This window comes from Streptomyces sp. BHT-5-2, assembly GCF_019774615.1.
GTDB lineage: Bacteria > Actinomycetota > Actinomycetes > Streptomycetales > Streptomycetaceae > Streptomyces.
The window spans coordinates 342,356-358,154 of sequence record NZ_CP081496.1 but is presented as its reverse complement, the minus strand read 5'-3'; the positions used below and the strand labels follow the sequence as shown (position 1 = coordinate 358,154).

At 71.0% G+C, this 15,799-nt stretch carries 9 protein-coding genes; 5 read left to right on the top strand and 4 right to left on the bottom strand.

Annotated features, from left to right (window positions below):
- The first annotated feature begins 140 nt into the window (after positions 1–140).
- Positions 141–1,307, top strand: coding sequence for a rod shape-determining protein (locus tag K2224_RS01505; RefSeq protein ID WP_221904843.1), 1,167 nt, complete (start codon positions 141–143; stop codon positions 1,305–1,307).
- A 48-nt stretch (positions 1,308–1,355) separates the two neighbouring features.
- Here the strand turns inward: K2224_RS01505 and K2224_RS01500 are convergent, their stop codons facing one another.
- Entirely contained in the window at positions 1,356–2,111 is a 756-nt protein-coding gene (locus tag K2224_RS01500) for a TetR/AcrR family transcriptional regulator (RefSeq protein ID WP_221904842.1), read from the bottom strand.
- Between the two features lie 232 nt (positions 2,112–2,343).
- On the opposite strand from K2224_RS01500, the gene K2224_RS01495 reads away from it, so the two are divergent.
- A complete protein-coding gene (locus K2224_RS01495) occupies positions 2,344–3,588 on the top strand; it encodes an FAD-dependent monooxygenase (RefSeq protein ID WP_221909367.1) in 1,245 nt (414 codons plus the stop codon).
- Between the two features lie 235 nt (positions 3,589–3,823).
- Positions 3,824–5,962 (top strand): ATP-binding protein, encoded by a 2,139-nt coding sequence (locus tag K2224_RS01490; protein WP_221904841.1) that lies wholly within the window; start codon positions 3,824–3,826, stop codon positions 5,960–5,962.
- Between the two features lie 48 nt (positions 5,963–6,010).
- Here K2224_RS01490 and K2224_RS41280 read toward each other — a convergent pair whose 3' ends face one another.
- Positions 6,011–6,838 carry a hypothetical protein gene (locus tag K2224_RS41280; protein ID WP_313904742.1) on the bottom strand — a complete coding sequence of 276 codons (828 nt, stop codon included), beginning with the start codon at positions 6,836–6,838 and terminating at the stop codon, positions 6,011–6,013.
- Positions 6,839–9,635: 2,797 nt separating this feature from the next.
- Positions 9,636–10,085 carry a MarR family winged helix-turn-helix transcriptional regulator gene (locus K2224_RS01480; RefSeq protein ID WP_221904840.1) on the bottom strand — a complete coding sequence of 150 codons (450 nt, stop codon included), beginning with the start codon at positions 10,083–10,085 and terminating at the stop codon, positions 9,636–9,638.
- Positions 10,086–10,188: 103 nt separating this feature from the next.
- Here K2224_RS01480 and K2224_RS01475 point away from each other — a divergent pair, with 103 nt between their 5' ends.
- Together K2224_RS01475 and K2224_RS01470 are read left to right on the top strand one after the other, a co-directional pair.
- Positions 10,189–10,593, top strand: coding sequence for a nuclear transport factor 2 family protein (locus K2224_RS01475; RefSeq protein WP_221904839.1), 405 nt, complete (start codon positions 10,189–10,191; stop codon positions 10,591–10,593).
- Positions 10,594–10,719: 126 nt separating this feature from the next.
- Complete coding sequence (locus K2224_RS01470; RefSeq protein ID WP_221904838.1) at positions 10,720–12,192, top strand: FAD-dependent monooxygenase; 1,473 nt, start codon at positions 10,720–10,722, stop codon at positions 12,190–12,192.
- 3,094 nt (positions 12,193–15,286) lie between these two features.
- On the opposite strand, the gene K2224_RS01465 is transcribed toward K2224_RS01470, so the two are convergent.
- A complete protein-coding gene (locus K2224_RS01465; protein WP_221904837.1) occupies positions 15,287–15,424 on the bottom strand; it encodes a hypothetical protein in 138 nt (45 codons plus the stop codon).
- Positions 15,425–15,799: the final 375 nt, after the last annotated feature.

The following is a 15,799-nucleotide window of genomic DNA, read 5'->3' as shown; positions in this document are numbered from 1 at the left end:
TCACCGGGACCGTCCCCGCCCCGCAGGAACCATTCAGCAGCCCCAGTAGTCTAGATAATTGCCCGCAATTACCGTCATTGGTCGGCCAATGACGCTCTCTGCGGCGCAATGTCCTCCGAGAGAGAGCAAGCGAACTCCCCATGGCGTCCAGCACTTCGTCCGGAACGTACGACATAGGCATCGACCTCGGCACCGCCAACACCCTCGTCTACGCCCGCGGCAAAGGCGTGGTGCTGAACGAGCCGTCCGTGGTCGCCGTCAACGCCGCCGGCGAGGTCGTCGCCGTCGGCTCGGAGGCCAAACGCACCATCGGCCGCACGCCCTCCGGGATCACCGCGATGCGCCCCCTCCGGGAGGGTGTCATCGCCGACTTCGACGCCGCCGAGCAGATGCTGCGCGCCCTGATGAAGAAGGCCCTCCCCAGCCGCCGCTTCGCCCGCCCCCGGGTCGTCATCTGCGTCCCCTCCGGCATCACCGGCGTCGAACGCCGCGCCGTCATCGACTCCGCACGCGGCGCCGGCGCCCGCGAGGTGCACCTCATCGAGGAGCCGATGGCCGCCGCGATCGGCGCCGGCCTCCCGGTGGCCGAACCGGTCGGCTGCATGGTCGTCGACATCGGCGGCGGCACCACCGAGGTCGCCGTCGTCTCCATGGGCGGCCTGGTCACCGCCCACTCCGTACGGGTCGCCGGCGACGCGATGGACGTCGCCATCTCCACCTACATCAAGAAGGAACACGGCCTGGCCATCGGCGAACGCACCGCCGAGGAGATCAAGATCGCCATCGGCTCGGCGGTCTGGACCCCGGAGGAGGACGGCCTCGACGCGCTCTCCCTGGGCGCCCGCGCCGCCTCCGCCGCGAAGGCCGACGCGTCCGACGCCGAGGCGTCCGACACCGACGGGCTCCCCGACCGCGCCTCGCCCTACTCCTACACCGTCCGCGGCCGCGATCACCTCAGCGGCCTGCCCCGCCTCCAGGAGATCACCGCCGAGGAGATCCGCTCCGCCCTCGCCGAACCCGTCGAGGCGATCGTCCGTGCCGTCCACCGCACCCTCGACGAGTGCCCGCCGGAGCTCTCCGGCGACATCATCGAGCGCGGTATCGCCCTCACCGGCGGCGGCGCCCTGCTGCGCGGCCTGGACCGCCGCCTCCGCCAGGAGATGGGCGTGCCCGTCGTGGTCGCCGAGGCCCCGCTGGACTGCGTGGTCAACGGCACCGCCAAGTGCGTCGACGAGTTCGCCACCCTGCACGGCCTGCTGACGGGCGCGAAGGAACAGCCGCGCAAGACGGTGCGCCTGGGGCTGTAGCGCTACGACGGGGGCTCCGGCCCCCGGGGGTACGTAGGGCGAGCGGCCTCACGCCCGTCCTACGTACGCCTCCAGTCCGTCCAGGATCCGTTCCAGCCCGAACTCCCATGCCTGGTCCCGGGACCGGCTCTCGGCGGCGTCCGCCACCGCCGCCGCCAGAGCGGGGAAGCGCTCGGACCGCCCGACGAGCAGCTCGTTGAGCGCGGCGCTCATCACCGCCTCCGGCTCCTTCGCCCGGGCGCTGCCCAGCCCCATGGACGCCGACACCTGCGCCATGGCCCGGATGTGCCCGCTCACCACGACAACGGCGTCCAGCCGCTCGCTCCCGGTCAGCCCGGTGTCCGCGAGCGCGGCCAGCGCCCGCTCCGTCCAGCCGAGTTCGTTGGGGCCCATGACCCGCGGCCCGACGACGGCGTGCAGCAGCCACGGGTGCCGTTCGAAGACCGCCGCGAGCCGCTCCGCCCACTCCCGCAGCGCGCCCCGCCAGTCGCCGGCCGCGGCGCCCGCCGGCTCCGGCGGTTCGCCCATCGCGCTGTCGATCATCAGCGCGACCAGCTCCGACTTGCCGGGCACATAGCGGTAGAGGGACATCTTGGTGAAGTCCAGCTCCGCCGCTACCCGTTGCATGGAGACCGCGCCGAGCCCGCCGGCGTCGGCCAGGGTGATGGCGGTCTGCGTGATCCGCTCCAGGCTCAGCGCCGGCTTGGGGCCGCGGCTCCGCCGCTCGCGCCCGCCCCACAACAGCTCGACGCTGCCCGCCTGATCGCCGAACGCGCTGTTCTTCTCGTCTCCGTCTCCAGCCACGTCCGCATCCTAAAACTGTGTCCGGGGGTATACATTTCAGTGTCCGGCGGATACAGTTGTTCTGTCGCCACACCGAATCGCTGGATCACCGGGCACCGGACCAACCGGACGGACACAAGGGGGGCGTCCCATGACGCACGCATCGACATCGGCCTCGGCATCGCCATCCTCGACATCGACATCGGTATCGACGTCAACATCGGTGCCGGCCTCGGTACCGGCGGCGCTGACGGTGCTGATCTCCGGCGCCAGCATCGCCGGCCCCGCCCTCGCCCACTGGCTCGCCCGCTACGGCTACCGCCCCACCGTGATCGAGCTGGCGCCGGGCCTCCGGGACGGCGGCTTCGCGGTCGACTTCCGCGGTGCCGCACACCTGACGGTGCTCCAGCGGATGGGCCTCCTGGAAAGGATCAGACAGCACCGCACGGGCGGCAGCCCGATGACCTTCATCGACGCCCAGGGCGAGCAAGTGGCCTCCCTGCCACCCGAGTTCGCCGGCGGCGACGTGGAGATCCTCCGCTCCGAACTCTCCCGCATCCTCTATGAGGACAGCCACCCCGGGCCCACACCCCACGACGACTCGGCCACCGCCACCACCCCGCTCTCCACCGAATACCTCTTCGGCGACTCCATCGCCTCCCTGACCGAGACCGCCGACGGCGTCCACGTCACCTTCGAGCGCGGCGCGCCCCGCACCTTCGACCTCGTCATCGGTGCCGACGGCCTGCACTCCACGGTGCGCCGGCTCGCCTTCGGCCCCGAAGAGGACTTCGTCAGCCACCTCGGCTACTACGTCGCAGGCTGGGATCTGCCGAAGAGCGCGCCCCCGGACCTCGCCGCCCGCGCGGTCGGCTACAACGAACCCGGCCGACTGGTGACGGTCGGCCGCGTCCCCCGCCGAGCCGACGACCCCTCCTACGGTGGTGAGACCTTCTGCGTCTTCGCCTCCGAGCCGCTGCGGCACGACCGCCGCGACCCGCACGCCCAGCGAAAGGCCCTGGCCGGAGCCTACGAGGGCGCGGGCTGGCGCGTCGCGGAACTCGTCGACACCGTCTGGGACGCCGACGACCTCTATTTCGACTCCATCAGCCGCGTCGACGTACCGACGTGGTCGACGGGCCGGATAGCACTGCTCGGCGACGCCGCCTACGGTGCCACCGTCGGCGGGATGGGCACGGGCTCGGCGATCGTCGGCGCCTATGTCCTCGCCGGCGAACTGGCCGTCGCGGCCGGCGACCACCGCCGTGCCTTCGCCCGTTACGAGGAGAAGCTGCGCCCGTACGTCTCCCGCTGCCAGGAAGGCGGTCGGGGCACCGGCGAATTCCTGGCCCCTCCCACCCAGGAGGCACTCACCGCCCGCAACTCCGTCCTCAACGACCCGGCGGTCCTCGCCGCCATGCTCCAGGAGGGCCACGACATCTCCGCCGACATAACCCTCGACGACTACCCGTCACTCGTCCCCACCCCGACGACCTGACCGCCGCACCGGAGGCCGATGCCGACCGCCGTCGGCTCCAGAGCACCCGGGCTCCGGGTTCCCGGGTGCACCGGCTCCCGTGACTGCGGGCTCACAAGGCGGATCCGCACGCCCGTCGCACCACGCCACCACCCCCACGCGCCACAAAGGCCAGATCGTTTCCCCGGGCAGCCGGGGCAGGGATACAGTCCGGCCAGGGAGCGGACGGAGCAACGGACCAGGGGAGGGGGCTGGCGTGTTCGAGATCGTGACCGTGGGAGCGCTCACCACATTCCTCAGTGCGCTGGGGAACGGCGCCGCCGGCGAAATGGGCAAGCAGGCGCTGCTGTCGACGGGCGCGTTGGTGAGACGGACCCTGGGGCGTGAGACACCGCTGCCCGCTAGTTCGGAGGGCCGGGAGGCGCTGGCCCGCGAGCTGTACGCGCGCATGACCGGGGACCGGCAGCGCAACGGCGCCTGGGCCCAACTCCTGCGCAGCATGCCGGAACCAGAGGGGTTCCTGCGCCCCGGTGTCGGACTGCCGCCCGCCACCCGGGAGTTCACCGACCGCGAGCGGGTGCTGAAGCAGCTCACGCGCGAGGCGACGCGACCGGCGGAGGGGCGCCCGCGGGTCGCCCTCCTCCACGGCCCGCCGGGCATCGGCAGCACCGCCGTCGGCCTGCACTGGGGCGCCAACCAGATCGCCCGGTACCCCGACGGACAGTTCTACGTCGACCTCCGCAACGCGACCGCGGCGAACGCCCCGGGCCCGTCGGCCGTTCTGCTGCACCTGCTGCTCGCGATGGGAGTCCCACGGGAGAAGATCCCGCCCACGGAGGCCGGGCGCGAAGAGCGCTACCGGCGCCTGACGGCCGGTCTCCGGGCGCTGATCGTGATCGACCACGCCACCTCCGTCGCACAGGTCCGCAATCTTGTTCCCGCCACCCCGGAGGTCCTCCTCCTGGTGATCGCACCCGGCCCGGTCTTCGCGCTGGAGGCGGAGCGCATCGCCGTGCCCCCGCTCAAGGACCGGGACGCGGTCAAGATGCTGCGGAAGATCGCCGGCCCGGAGAGGATCTCGCGGGTCAAGGCGGAGCTGCCGACGTTGCTGGACCACTGCGCGGGCAACGCCTTCGCCCTGAAGGCGGCGGCATACCGGCTGCTGACGACGGAAGCGTCCGCACTGGAGCCGGCGGACGGGCCGATAGTGCCCTCACCGGTGCACGGTACGGCCCGAACCGCCTGCCGTCGGCTGGACCCTGCGACGGCCCGGCTGTGCCGACTGGCCGCGTTGGGCGGTTGGCCCGCACTCGACGCGGGCCTGGCCGGCGCCACCGCGGACGTCGCCCCGGAGGACGCCGCCCGGATGCTGGCCGAAGCGGTGGAGGCACGACTGCTGGAGCCGCTGCACGACGACCGCCACCGCTTCCGCCCCGAGGTGCAACGCTTCCTGGCCGACGCCGCGGGGCCGGAGCACGGAATAGCGGAGTCCGCCGCGGCGGTGGCCCGCGCGCTCGACCACGTCCTGAACCGCGCGGGGCATGCCGCCCATGCGGCACTGCCACGGAGTTGGCGGGTCGAGCCGGCCCCGGCCGACGGGACACCGTTCGGCGACGAGGCCGCGGGCATGGCGGCCCTGCGTGCCGAGGCAGCCAACGTGATCCGGGCGGTCGCGTTGGCCCAGGAATACGGCCACATCGACCGGGCACTGCGCCTGGCCCGCACCCTGTGGCCCCTCCAACTGAAGGCCGGCTACTGGGACGAGGTGCTGCCCGCGCTCCGGCTCGCGGCCCGCTGCGCCGCCGAACACCGCACCGACTCCCGTACGGCAGCCGCCCTCCACTTCCAACTCGCCCACTGCCTCGGCGAACTGAGGCAGGAAGAAGAGGCCGAGCGCCAGGCCCACCTCGCCGTCACCGCCGAGCGCACGGCGGGCCACCTCCTGGGCGAGGCGTCATCCGTGGAACTCCTGGGCCTGCTGGAGCTCCAGCGGTGGCGATACGACGAGGCGTACGAACGGTTCGTCGAGGCCGAGCAGTTGTACCGGCGGATCCCACCAGGACAGGACGGCGCGGACGACCTCCGGCGCGCCCTCGCCCTGGCCGAGCGCCACCAGGGCCGGGCCCTGCGCGGCATGGGCCGGCTTGCGGAGTCCCGCACCAACCTGGAGCACGCCCGGGACTTCTTCGCGGCACAGGGCGAGGCGTACAACCAGGGCCGGGTCCTCACCGACCTCGCCGAAACGCTGCACGAAGCGGGCGAAACCGACGCCGCGCTGGCCGCGATCACCGAGGCCGAACGCCTCCTCGGCCCCGAGGAAGCAACTCCCCACCTGGAGTACCTGACCCACCTCCGCCAACGCTACGAGCTCCCACCCCAAGACCAACACCAGTAACACCCCCGAAACCCGGGAAACCCGGGAAACCCGGGAAACCCGGGAAACCTAGGGAACAGGTGAATCGCCGCTACCGGGACGCGCCACGCAACCGGGGCGCGCCACCTCCACCGCATGCACCCCACCGGCCACCCGCACCCGAAGCGCCGTGGGCACCGCCGTACCGCCCCGGGGCGGTACGGCGTCCCGGGACGGCACGGCGGTGCCCCACACCAACCACGCATGCAACGCCGACGCGTACACCGCGGGGTCGGCATCCGCCCCCGACCCCGCCGACAGCCGGAGCACACCGAGGTCCCGGGTGCGTACCGTGCAGCGGTCCGGGCCGCTCACATAGGCGGCGAGCGAACAGTGCGGATACCGGTCGAGCACCTCCGCGGCCCACTCCTCCGGGCTGCCGAATCGGGGGTCGTCCGGCGGCCCGTCACGCAGGATCACATCGGCCGTCGCCAGGTCCGCGGGATCCACGGTGTCCTCGTGCACCGCACGATGCGTCTCACCCCCGGCTCCGTACGGATGCCCCTGGGCGCGCTCGATCACGACCTCCGCACCGCGGACCCGCGCGCGGACATCCAGCGGACCGGTCCGCCGCGGCGGCTCGTACGGCGGCAGCGGCAACGGCTCCAGCCGCGCGGGAGCAACAGGCTCGGCGAGATCCATCAGCGTGTAGAAGTGCTGCCGCAACAGTGCCGCGGAGGCGCCCGGGGCCGAGCTGGTGAACTCCGCGGGCCTGGCGAACGGCCGGTGCCGCGCCAGTAGTTCCGCCAGCTGACCGGGCAGCGGGCCGTACGGATCGAGCCGCGGAGCCTGCCGGACGAACGCCGCCAGCGGCGCCTCCGGATCCAGCTTCTCCTCCCCGGCGGCCGCCAGCAGCACGGGTATGCCCAGCGCCGCGGCATATAGGAGACCGCCCCGAAGTCACCCACCACGGCATCCGCCGCCAGAAGTGCCTGCCGCCACGCGTGCACCGGGTCGATCAGGGTCAGTCCGCCGCGGCGGGCCCGGTCCAGCCACACCCGGATCTGGCCCGGGCCGTGCCCGTACCAGATGTTCGGGTGCAGAACGGCCGCCAGCCGGTAGTCGTCGGCCGGCAGTTCGGCGGCGAGCCGGGGCAGCAGACTCGGCAGCAGGTCCTGGTCACCGCCGTTGCCGAACAACCCTTCCGGATTCCAGGTCGAGTTCAGGACGACGAGCCGCTGCCCCCGGCGCACCCCCAGGGCACGCCGGAACCGCTCCCGATACGGTCGACCGGCCAGCATGCGGTCGAAACACGGGTCGCCGGCGAGTACCGCGGCCTTCTCGGCCTCCGGGCAGGCACGACGCAACCGCGCCAACTGCTCCGGGTGGGACAGCACCAGCCCGTCCACGAACGGCTCGCCCTCGGCCAGCAACCACTCCCGCGACAACCCGAACGTCGGCTCCCGGCTCCCGGCTCCCGGCTCCCGGCTCCCGGCTCCCGGCTCCCGGCTCCCGGCTCCCGGCTCCCGGCTCCCGGCTCCCGGCTCCCGGCGTGGCCAGTCTCTTAGTGTAGCCAACCCCATGCGACAAGACAGTCAACTTGCCGTCAATCAGGTGCAGTTCCCCACCAAAGCTGGCAGAAACCGCAAGGTCCACCGGTGTCCGCAGCGCCTGCTCCCACGGCACCACGGGCAGCCCCAACTCCTCGAACAGCTCCCGCAGCCCACCCTGGAACGCCGACGACTCCGTGGCAGTCACCAGCAGTTGTACCCGGAAGTCGTCATGGAACAGTGGCAGCACATCCAGCAGCCGCCCCGCAGAGGTCACGTTGTGCACCACGAGCAGCACCCGACGCTGCACCGCCCGACTGACCCAGCGATCGGCACCCTCCCCGACCGGCACACGTATCACGGGGGAACCAGACGGCCCCACCTGTCACCTCCTGCTGACTGGACGACCTCCACCGCGCCTCCTGATCACCCTAGCCAGCCCCCCACCCCCGAAGCCCCCCACCCCAACCAACCGCGGCCCCGACCAGCAACGGCCCCCTCCCGAGGCGGCTGCTCGCGACCCACCGCCGGACGGCCTACTGCCAGTGGGGACGGCCGCTTTGCATGGCGCAGTGGAGCTGATTGCCGTGTGCGTCACGCGTGGTCAGGCCAAGATGGGACTTCTTGCAGAACTGACCGCGCTGGTAGTGGTTCCCCGAGGGCGCAAGAATGACGCCGGCTGTATCGCGCCCCCCGGAAGCCCCACCGGACGAAGCCCCACCGGACGCCCCCGCCCCGGACTTCGAACCGGACGAGGAGCCAGCCCCCACCCTCACCTCAGAAGGCTTCACCACAGGCGCGGACGTCGGGGACGCGCTCGCCGCAGGCGACGAAGGAGAGCCACTCGACGCACCGGAAGAGGGAGACGGCACCCCCGATACCGACGCCGACGCCGAAACCGAAGCCGAAACGGAGGGCGACGGACGCGCCTTGCCCCCGTCACCTGAACCGGGCTGGCAGCCCGTAAGGGCGAGCAGCGCCGCCGTCACAACTGCCGCGGCAGACAAAGAGGCACGTCGGCAGGCTCGGCTACGTATCACAGGATCACTCCCTGAAGGCAAGAGAAGAAAACGGGACAAGGTATGCGCACTCCACACGCAGCGCAGACCTTATGTCGATATCTCGCCCGTGTACCGACATCTGGCTTGAATGAGACATACAGGATCCGACCAGGCCGTTCGTTGCCACGCCCCCGGATGCATCACACGCCTCGCAGGACAGCGTTTCCGTGGCCGCCCCGCGACGCCCCGGCCGACGTCACCTCCCCGCCCCCCCGGACCTCGCACTGCTCACCCCGCACCCGGCCAGCGCCCCACCGCGCGACGGATGACGGCACGACCACGGGCGCATCGCCGACACGACGGTGAACGCGCCAACGCACCAACACGACATCGGCTGTTGCCCAGCAGTGCCGGACACGGACAGCGAGTCGGCTCCGAAGGGTTCACCGAGTCCACTGGCGATCTCGGTAAGTGGTCCCCGCAGGGCCGACAGCGCGTAGCGCATGTCTTCGGCGCGCCCCCAACGGCGTTCATGCCCGACGGTGCTCGTGGCGGCCGGCCGGGCGGCCCCATGGACCTCCGGCACCGAGTGCCACACGCTCGGGAAAGGCCGAAGGTGATCGCTGACAAGGGCGCCCACGAGCCGATGAAGCCGGAAGGCCGAGACGCAACTGCCGCCCCGTCGTCACAGGGCACCCCATGGGTGGACGGCAGCCCCCCGCCCGCCCTCTCTCCTCGCGCCTTACGACGCACTGCGCCCCCGCTCTCCGCCGACCCGCAGCAACACATAGAGCGGCCTGAACAACTCCCGCCCGCGCCGATGTCGACCACCAAACGGCCCCGACCAGCAAAAAGACCCTCCCGAAGGAGGGTCTGCTCTGGCGCCCCCGGCGGGGCGCGATGCAGATGGGAAAGGGTGTGACGTGCGGTTTTCCGGGTCCATGATCACTGTTGAGGACCTGTACGACCTCTCGTAGCCACTCCGAAGGTGGTGCGTTGATCACTTGCAGATGCCATCCTTTGACGACAGACGGGAGTGGCAGGCGGGCCAAGCGAAACAGCCAGTTCAGTCAGAGCGTCACGTCATGTGACGCCAAGCTGTGCTCTCTGCTTGGTTCTTACTTGACCCCCTAGCGTCGTGCGCTCGCGCCTGGCGTGCTGGCGTCATGTTTCCGCGAACGGGCCGGTGGCGACAAAGCGGTGGAGTTGGCGGGCGAAGCTCTGCGCCTCCTTGGGTGGCCAGGAGGCGAGGGACGCCTCGATCAGGGTGGCGAGGCGCTGCCGGGTGGCCTCCACCGCCCGCTGTCCGGTTTCGGTCAGGGCGAGCAGGGTGGCGCGGCGGTCGTCGGGGTCGGGTTCGCGGCGCAGCAGGCCGGCTTCCTCCAGGCGGGTGGCGCGGCGGGTGACGCCGGAGCGGTCAAGGCTGATCTCGCCCGCGAGGTCAGCAGCGCTGCACGGGCCGGTCCGGGCGAGCCCGCTGAGGACGGGGTAGGTGATCTCGTCCACCGCCTCGCCCAGACCGTCCGTCAGGCGCGCGTACAGCCGTGCTCGGGTGCTTCGCCTGAGCAGGGCTCCAAGAGCGTCGGCGATCTCGTGTCCCACGTCGTTAGGCATGACCCAAGGTTAGCGTGCGCGACGCACGCAATCTGCAGTACGGCGTGCATGCGTGCTCGACGCACGCACTTTCTGTCGAAACGTGAACTCCAAGGAGACCGTCATGACCACTGCCAGCACCCACACCGACGCCCGCACAGCCCTCACTGACCTGCTCCTCACCCCGGGCCTCGACCTCGACGAGGCCGCCGACCGGCACTTCGCCCCCGACTACCGCCAGCGCACCGACGGAAGCTGGGCGGACCGCACCGAGTTCCTCGCTCACATCGCCCACCTGCGCACGGTGGTCGCCGGCGGCTCGGTCGAGGTGCACGACGAGCTCTCGTCCGGCGATCGCTACGCCGACCGTCACACGATGGAGGTCATCAAGACCGACGGCTCCACCGTCCGCATGGAGGTCTACCTCTTCGGCGAGTTCGCCCCCGACGGCCGCTTCCGCCGTATCGAGGAGACCACTCTCATGCTCGAAGGCGCCGACGCCGACCGGAATCTCGGCAGCGCCCGCTGAGTCACATTGCCCGCCTGACCAGCCGAGCCGCATTGCCCACCTGACGCCACGAGGCCGCCCCTGGGCTGGCGCATCGACGCGCCGCCGTCATGGCGCATCGTCCCAAGGTGAGAGGAAGCGGTTGTCATGCTCGACGTACTCATCGCGGGGGCCAGCCCGGTGGGGCTCTGGCTCGCTGCGGAGTTGCGCCTGCATGGGGTGGAGGTGACCGTCGTGGAACGCCGGGCGGCACCGGACGGACGGTCGCGCGCGGTCGGCATGCAGGCCGGCACGCTGGACACCTTCGCCACCCGCGGACTCGCGGAGCGGTTCATCGAACAGGGCACCCCGGTGCCGACCGGCCACTTCGGGGCGGCGACCACCAGGCTGGACTTCTCCACGGTCGGAGCGGTGCACCCGTTCATGCTGGCGCTCGGGCAGTCCGTCACCGAACAGCTCCTGGAGGAGCACGCAGTTGCCGTGGGCGCCCGGGTGCTGCGCGGGGAGGAGGTCGTCTCGCTCACCCAGGGGCCGGACGCCGTCGAGGTGGTGGTCCGGGCCGGCGGCACCCACCGGTCCGTGCGAGCCCGCTGGGTGGTGGGCTGCGACGGCACCCGCAGCGCGGTACGCCAGGCCGCCGGCATCGACTTCCCCGGCCAGGACACCACCCTGACCGGGTGGCTCGCCGACGTCGAACTCGACGACCCGCCCACCGCGCCGCTCGCCGCCACCGGACCGGCCGGCTCGTTCCTGGCGGCCCCGATCGGCGACGGCGTCCACCGGCTGGCGGGCCTGTCCACGGCCACCATGCACCATGGCACCGGTGTACCGCTGACCTTGGAGGAGGTGCGCGAGCAGACCCGCACGCTCCTGGGACGGGACCTGGGCATCCGCAACCCCCGCTGGCTGTCGCGCTACGGCAACGCCACCCGCCAGGCCGCGCAGTACCGAGCCGGACGGGTGCTGCTGGCCGGGGACGCGGCACACATGTTCTTCCCGGCCGGTGGCCAGGGCATGAACCTCGGCATCCAGGACGCCACCAACCTCGGCTGGAAGCTCGCCGCCACCCTCCAGGGCCGGGCGCCCGACGCACTGCTCGACAGCTATGACACGGAGCGCCGGCCGGCCGCCCGCGCCGTCATCGACAACACCCGCGCACAGCTTGCCCTGTTCGCCGCGGCGAGCCCGGAACAGATCGCGCTGCGCGAGGTCTGGTCCGCCGCGCTCGCCGAACCGCATACCAACCGCCGGTGGGCCCGCCGGATCGCCGGCTTCGACGACCCACACCCCGCCGACACCACACCCGGCGCGCACCCGCTGAACGGCACGCGACTGGCCGGCCTCGCCCTGGACACCGCCGACGCACCCACCGCCCACCCGCTGATGCACCACGGCCGGCCACTGCTGCTGGACCTCAGCGGGACCCACACACCGTGCTCCGCGGACGGCCTGGAACAGCAGGTGGCCGCCGTCAACACCGTTACGGCAGACCCGATCTGGCGGGACGCCACCGCCGTCCTCATCCGGCCGGACGCCTGGATCGCCTGGGCCAGCACCGACAGCGACCCGCAACGCCGGGCCGCGGACTACCTCACCACCTTGCGCACCCAGTGCCGCTGAACGCCGCTCGATGAACCCACCCGCCAGCCTCGCTCAGCGGCCCAGCCTGAGCCACGCGTTCTGGTCGGCGCGCCGTACCCCGTCCTTGTCTTCTCGGGCCGGTTGTCCTCGACGTGCTGGGTCGCGTCGCGGTCGAGCTGCTGCACACGGGCCTCGGTGGCGGTGCCGAACCGGTCGGGTGCCGCGACGGCCGGTGTGCGCGGGGTGCTGCTCGTGGTGACCGACAGATCCCTGCTTGTCAGGGTCCCCCTGGATGCCCGTCACACCGTTTCTGTACCAGGCTTTGTGTCGCCTGGATCCCGGATATGTGAGCTTATCTGGGGTCCAGGACGCGCCCCGCCCGCTGGCGGGCCGACCCGGACAACCGGCGGCACGAGATTCCGCTTAGCTCCAACTCCGGGGCCGCGACGCCGTTCCGCCCTCCCATGCGGTACCCGCCCACCTGGCGGCCGAAGCGGCGACTCCCCCTCTCCTGTGATGAACGCCACACTGGTGCGGGGTGTCCGGAGGGGGGCGCGGACGCCGTGGGGGACTGTCCGACGCGGAACCGCGCGCCCGGTCTCACCAGGGCTTCGGTTGCCTCGCCTCACCCGCAGCGATGGCGGAGCCCGGTCAGAGCACCCTCCGCCGAACGGCGGGTGGCTGTCGAGCGCCGTGAGGAGGAGGCTCCTCCCGCACAGGGCTCACCGTGGGCGAGCGGTTGATGTCCGGCGGCTGCCAACTGGCAGGGCGCCAGGGAAATCCCTTCCGAATACCGATGTCTTCGAGGGCCCCCGCCGCACCTCACTCGGCGGCACGCAGCACCGCGGGACGGGCCAGCCACTGCTGGGATCAATCTCGTTGGGATTTCCGGCGCCCAACTCCGCACGATCCCGTCTCGCCGTTTCGGCCGCGGATTCTGTGTGGTGTTTCGGGGTGGGGTGGGTCGGCTTCGAGGGCATCCCCGTTCGTTTCGGGAGCACGTTCCTCGGCTTCAGGTCCGTTTCGGGAGCACGCCCTGGGGCTTCGAGGCCGGCGGGTCTCGTCTCGGTCTCACGCCGCCGGGTCTCGGTCTCACGGGCACAGGTCTCGGTCTCACGCCGCCGGGTCTCGGTCTCACGGGACCGGGTCTCGGTCTCACGCTGCCGGGCCTCGTCTCACGGTGCCGGGCCTCGGTCTCACGGTGCCGGGTCTCGGTCTCGCACAGGTCTCAGCGGGCAGGCAGCGGCACAAGATCGCGCTTCAACGACATGAAGCCCGGCTTCAACGACGGCTGTCGCGACACGACGACGTACTCCGTGTCGCTGTCGCCGCCTTGCCCCCGGACGTCTGCCACGTCCGGACGGCATGGGGTGTCCGACGTCGTCCGACGAGTTGTCGCCCTGCCCGTGCCCGGACTGCGCCCTGCCTTCGCCTCGGCTGCGCCCTGCCCGTGACGGGGCCCTGACGAACCGGCACGGTTCGCGTCACGCTGCACCGGCGAACCGTGCCGGACCGTGACGCGGTCCGTTACGGTCCCCGGCGGACCGTGCTGGGGAACTGGGGAACCCTGTTGAGGACCGCGTGGGGACCGGTCCCCAACCCGCTTCACCGGTGAGCGCACGAGCGCGAGCGCGACCACGCTCAGTGAGCGTAAACGCCGTGAAACCGTGAGCGTGAACGGTGCGCACCACACCGTCCTCCGCACCATTCACGCACACCGGTAAACCGGTAAACCGGAGATTTCCAGTTCCCAGAACGTGCGGTAGTGCAAGCGTCCTACCGCTCCCGTACGGCTCCCGTACGGGAGCGTCCCCGAGACTCCCGTAAGGCGCTTGTACGTCGCCCGTACGGCCACCGCGAGGGATAGGCGGCCTGCCGGGAATCCGCTTCCCGCCTGGGCGGGAAGCTCTTCGGGAGACGCCCGTACGGCCGTGCCGGTACAGCTGCACGCCTCCGTACGGTACGGAGGCGTGCAGTCGTACGTCGCCGTGTCTGTACGGGCGCCGTACCGTACGGATTACCGCTCCTGTTTACCGGTTTACCGGTGTGCGTGAATGGTGCGGAGGACGGTGTGGTGCGCACCGTTCACGCTCACGGTTTCACGGCGTTTACGCTCACTGAGCGTGGTCGCGCTCGCGCTCGTGCGCTCACCGGTGAAGCGGGTTGGGGACCGGTCCCCACGCGGTCCTCAACAGGGTTCCCCAGTTCCCCAGCACGGTCCGCCGGGGACCGTAACGGACCGCGTCACGGTCCGGCACGGTTCGCCGGTGCAGCGTGACGCGAACCGTGCCGGTTCGTCAGGGCCCCGTCACGGGCAGGGCGCAGCCGAGGCGAAGGCAGGGCGCAGTCCGGGCACGGGCAGGGCGACAACTCGTCGGACGACGTCGGACACCCCATGCCGTCCGGACGTGGCAGACGTCCGGGGGCAAGGCGGCGACAGCGACACGGAGTACGTCGTCGTGTCGCGACAGCCGTCGTTGAAGCCGGGCTTCATGTCGTTGAAGCGCGATCTTGTGCCGCTGCCTGCCCGCTGAGACCTGTGCGAGACCGAGACCCGGCACCGTGAGACCGAGGCCCGGCACCGTGAGACGAGGCCCGGCAGCGTGAGACCGAGACCCGGTCCCGTGAGACCGAGACCCGGCGGCGTGAGACCGAGACCTGTGCCCGTGAGACCGAGACCCGGCGGCGTGAGACCGAGACGAGACCCGCCGGCCTCGAAGCCCCAGGGCGTGCTCCCGAAACGGACCTGAAGCCGAGGAACGTGCTCCCGAAACGAACGGGGATGCCCTCGAAGCCGACCCACCCCACCCCGAAACACCACACAGAATCCCGAAACAAAACCGCCGAAGCAGAAGTGAAACGGGAGAACGAAGGCTCACGCTCGCGGGAATTCCCATTTCACGAGTTTCTGCAGTTTCTCGATTCCGCGAGTTGAGATCCGGAATTGATTGGGTACCGCGAATCGGTAAATCGATGTATGCTGGCGTCTGATCGCCAGTTCCGGGAAGCCGGATGGATCACTCGGTCCTCAAATGAGTCGGGCCCCACGCCTCTGATGCACGAGATCGTGGGGCCCCCGGTTCCGGACCTTGGATGGGCTCGGCCGTTGCACCGGCCGGGCCCATCGATGCTGCTAGAACAGCTCCCAGAGCAGTTTGTACACCCAGTACGCGGCCTGGCTGGCTCGCGCGATCAGAGTGAACGCCTGGACGGCTAACTGCCGCTTGGTCCGGTCCGGCCTGGTCTCCTCGTCGAGGTTCCTGCCGGACAACCAAATCACCTCCTCCCGGTAGACCAGCTGAAATCCACCGGAATTCTTGAAGTGACGTCTCGACGGTAGCAGAACTCCCCACCCCCAAAAGACAATCACCCAATGCCCCGCCACCCACGGATCCCCTAAGCGTGAGACCTGTCCGTGTTGGGGAGGGCCGGGTAATAGGCGTTTGGAGCGGATCTCTTGCTCCGCGCATTGCTCGGCAGGATTCCGTTTCCCAGTCAGACCCGCTCCTCCCGCTAGTACCTGGGGGTCCGGTCGTCACGGCAGCGGAGGCCGCTGCCTCCGCGCCGGGTGCCTGGGCTGCCAGTCCATTGCCGGTCTGGCCCGCGATCGCCATGTCAGCCGCGGAGCCATCCACACCGCCGTCGC

Coding starts and splice junctions, on each gene's coding strand:
- K2224_RS01505 (WP_221904843.1), top strand. CDS start 141: ATGGCGTCCAGCACTTCGTCCGGAACGTACGACATAGGCATCGACCTC.
- K2224_RS01480 (WP_221904840.1), bottom strand. CDS start 10,085: ATGCCTAACGACGTGGGACACGAGATCGCCGACGCTCTTGGAGCCCTG.
- K2224_RS01475 (WP_221904839.1), top strand. CDS start 10,189: ATGACCACTGCCAGCACCCACACCGACGCCCGCACAGCCCTCACTGAC.
- K2224_RS01470 (WP_221904838.1), top strand. CDS start 10,720: ATGCTCGACGTACTCATCGCGGGGGCCAGCCCGGTGGGGCTCTGGCTC.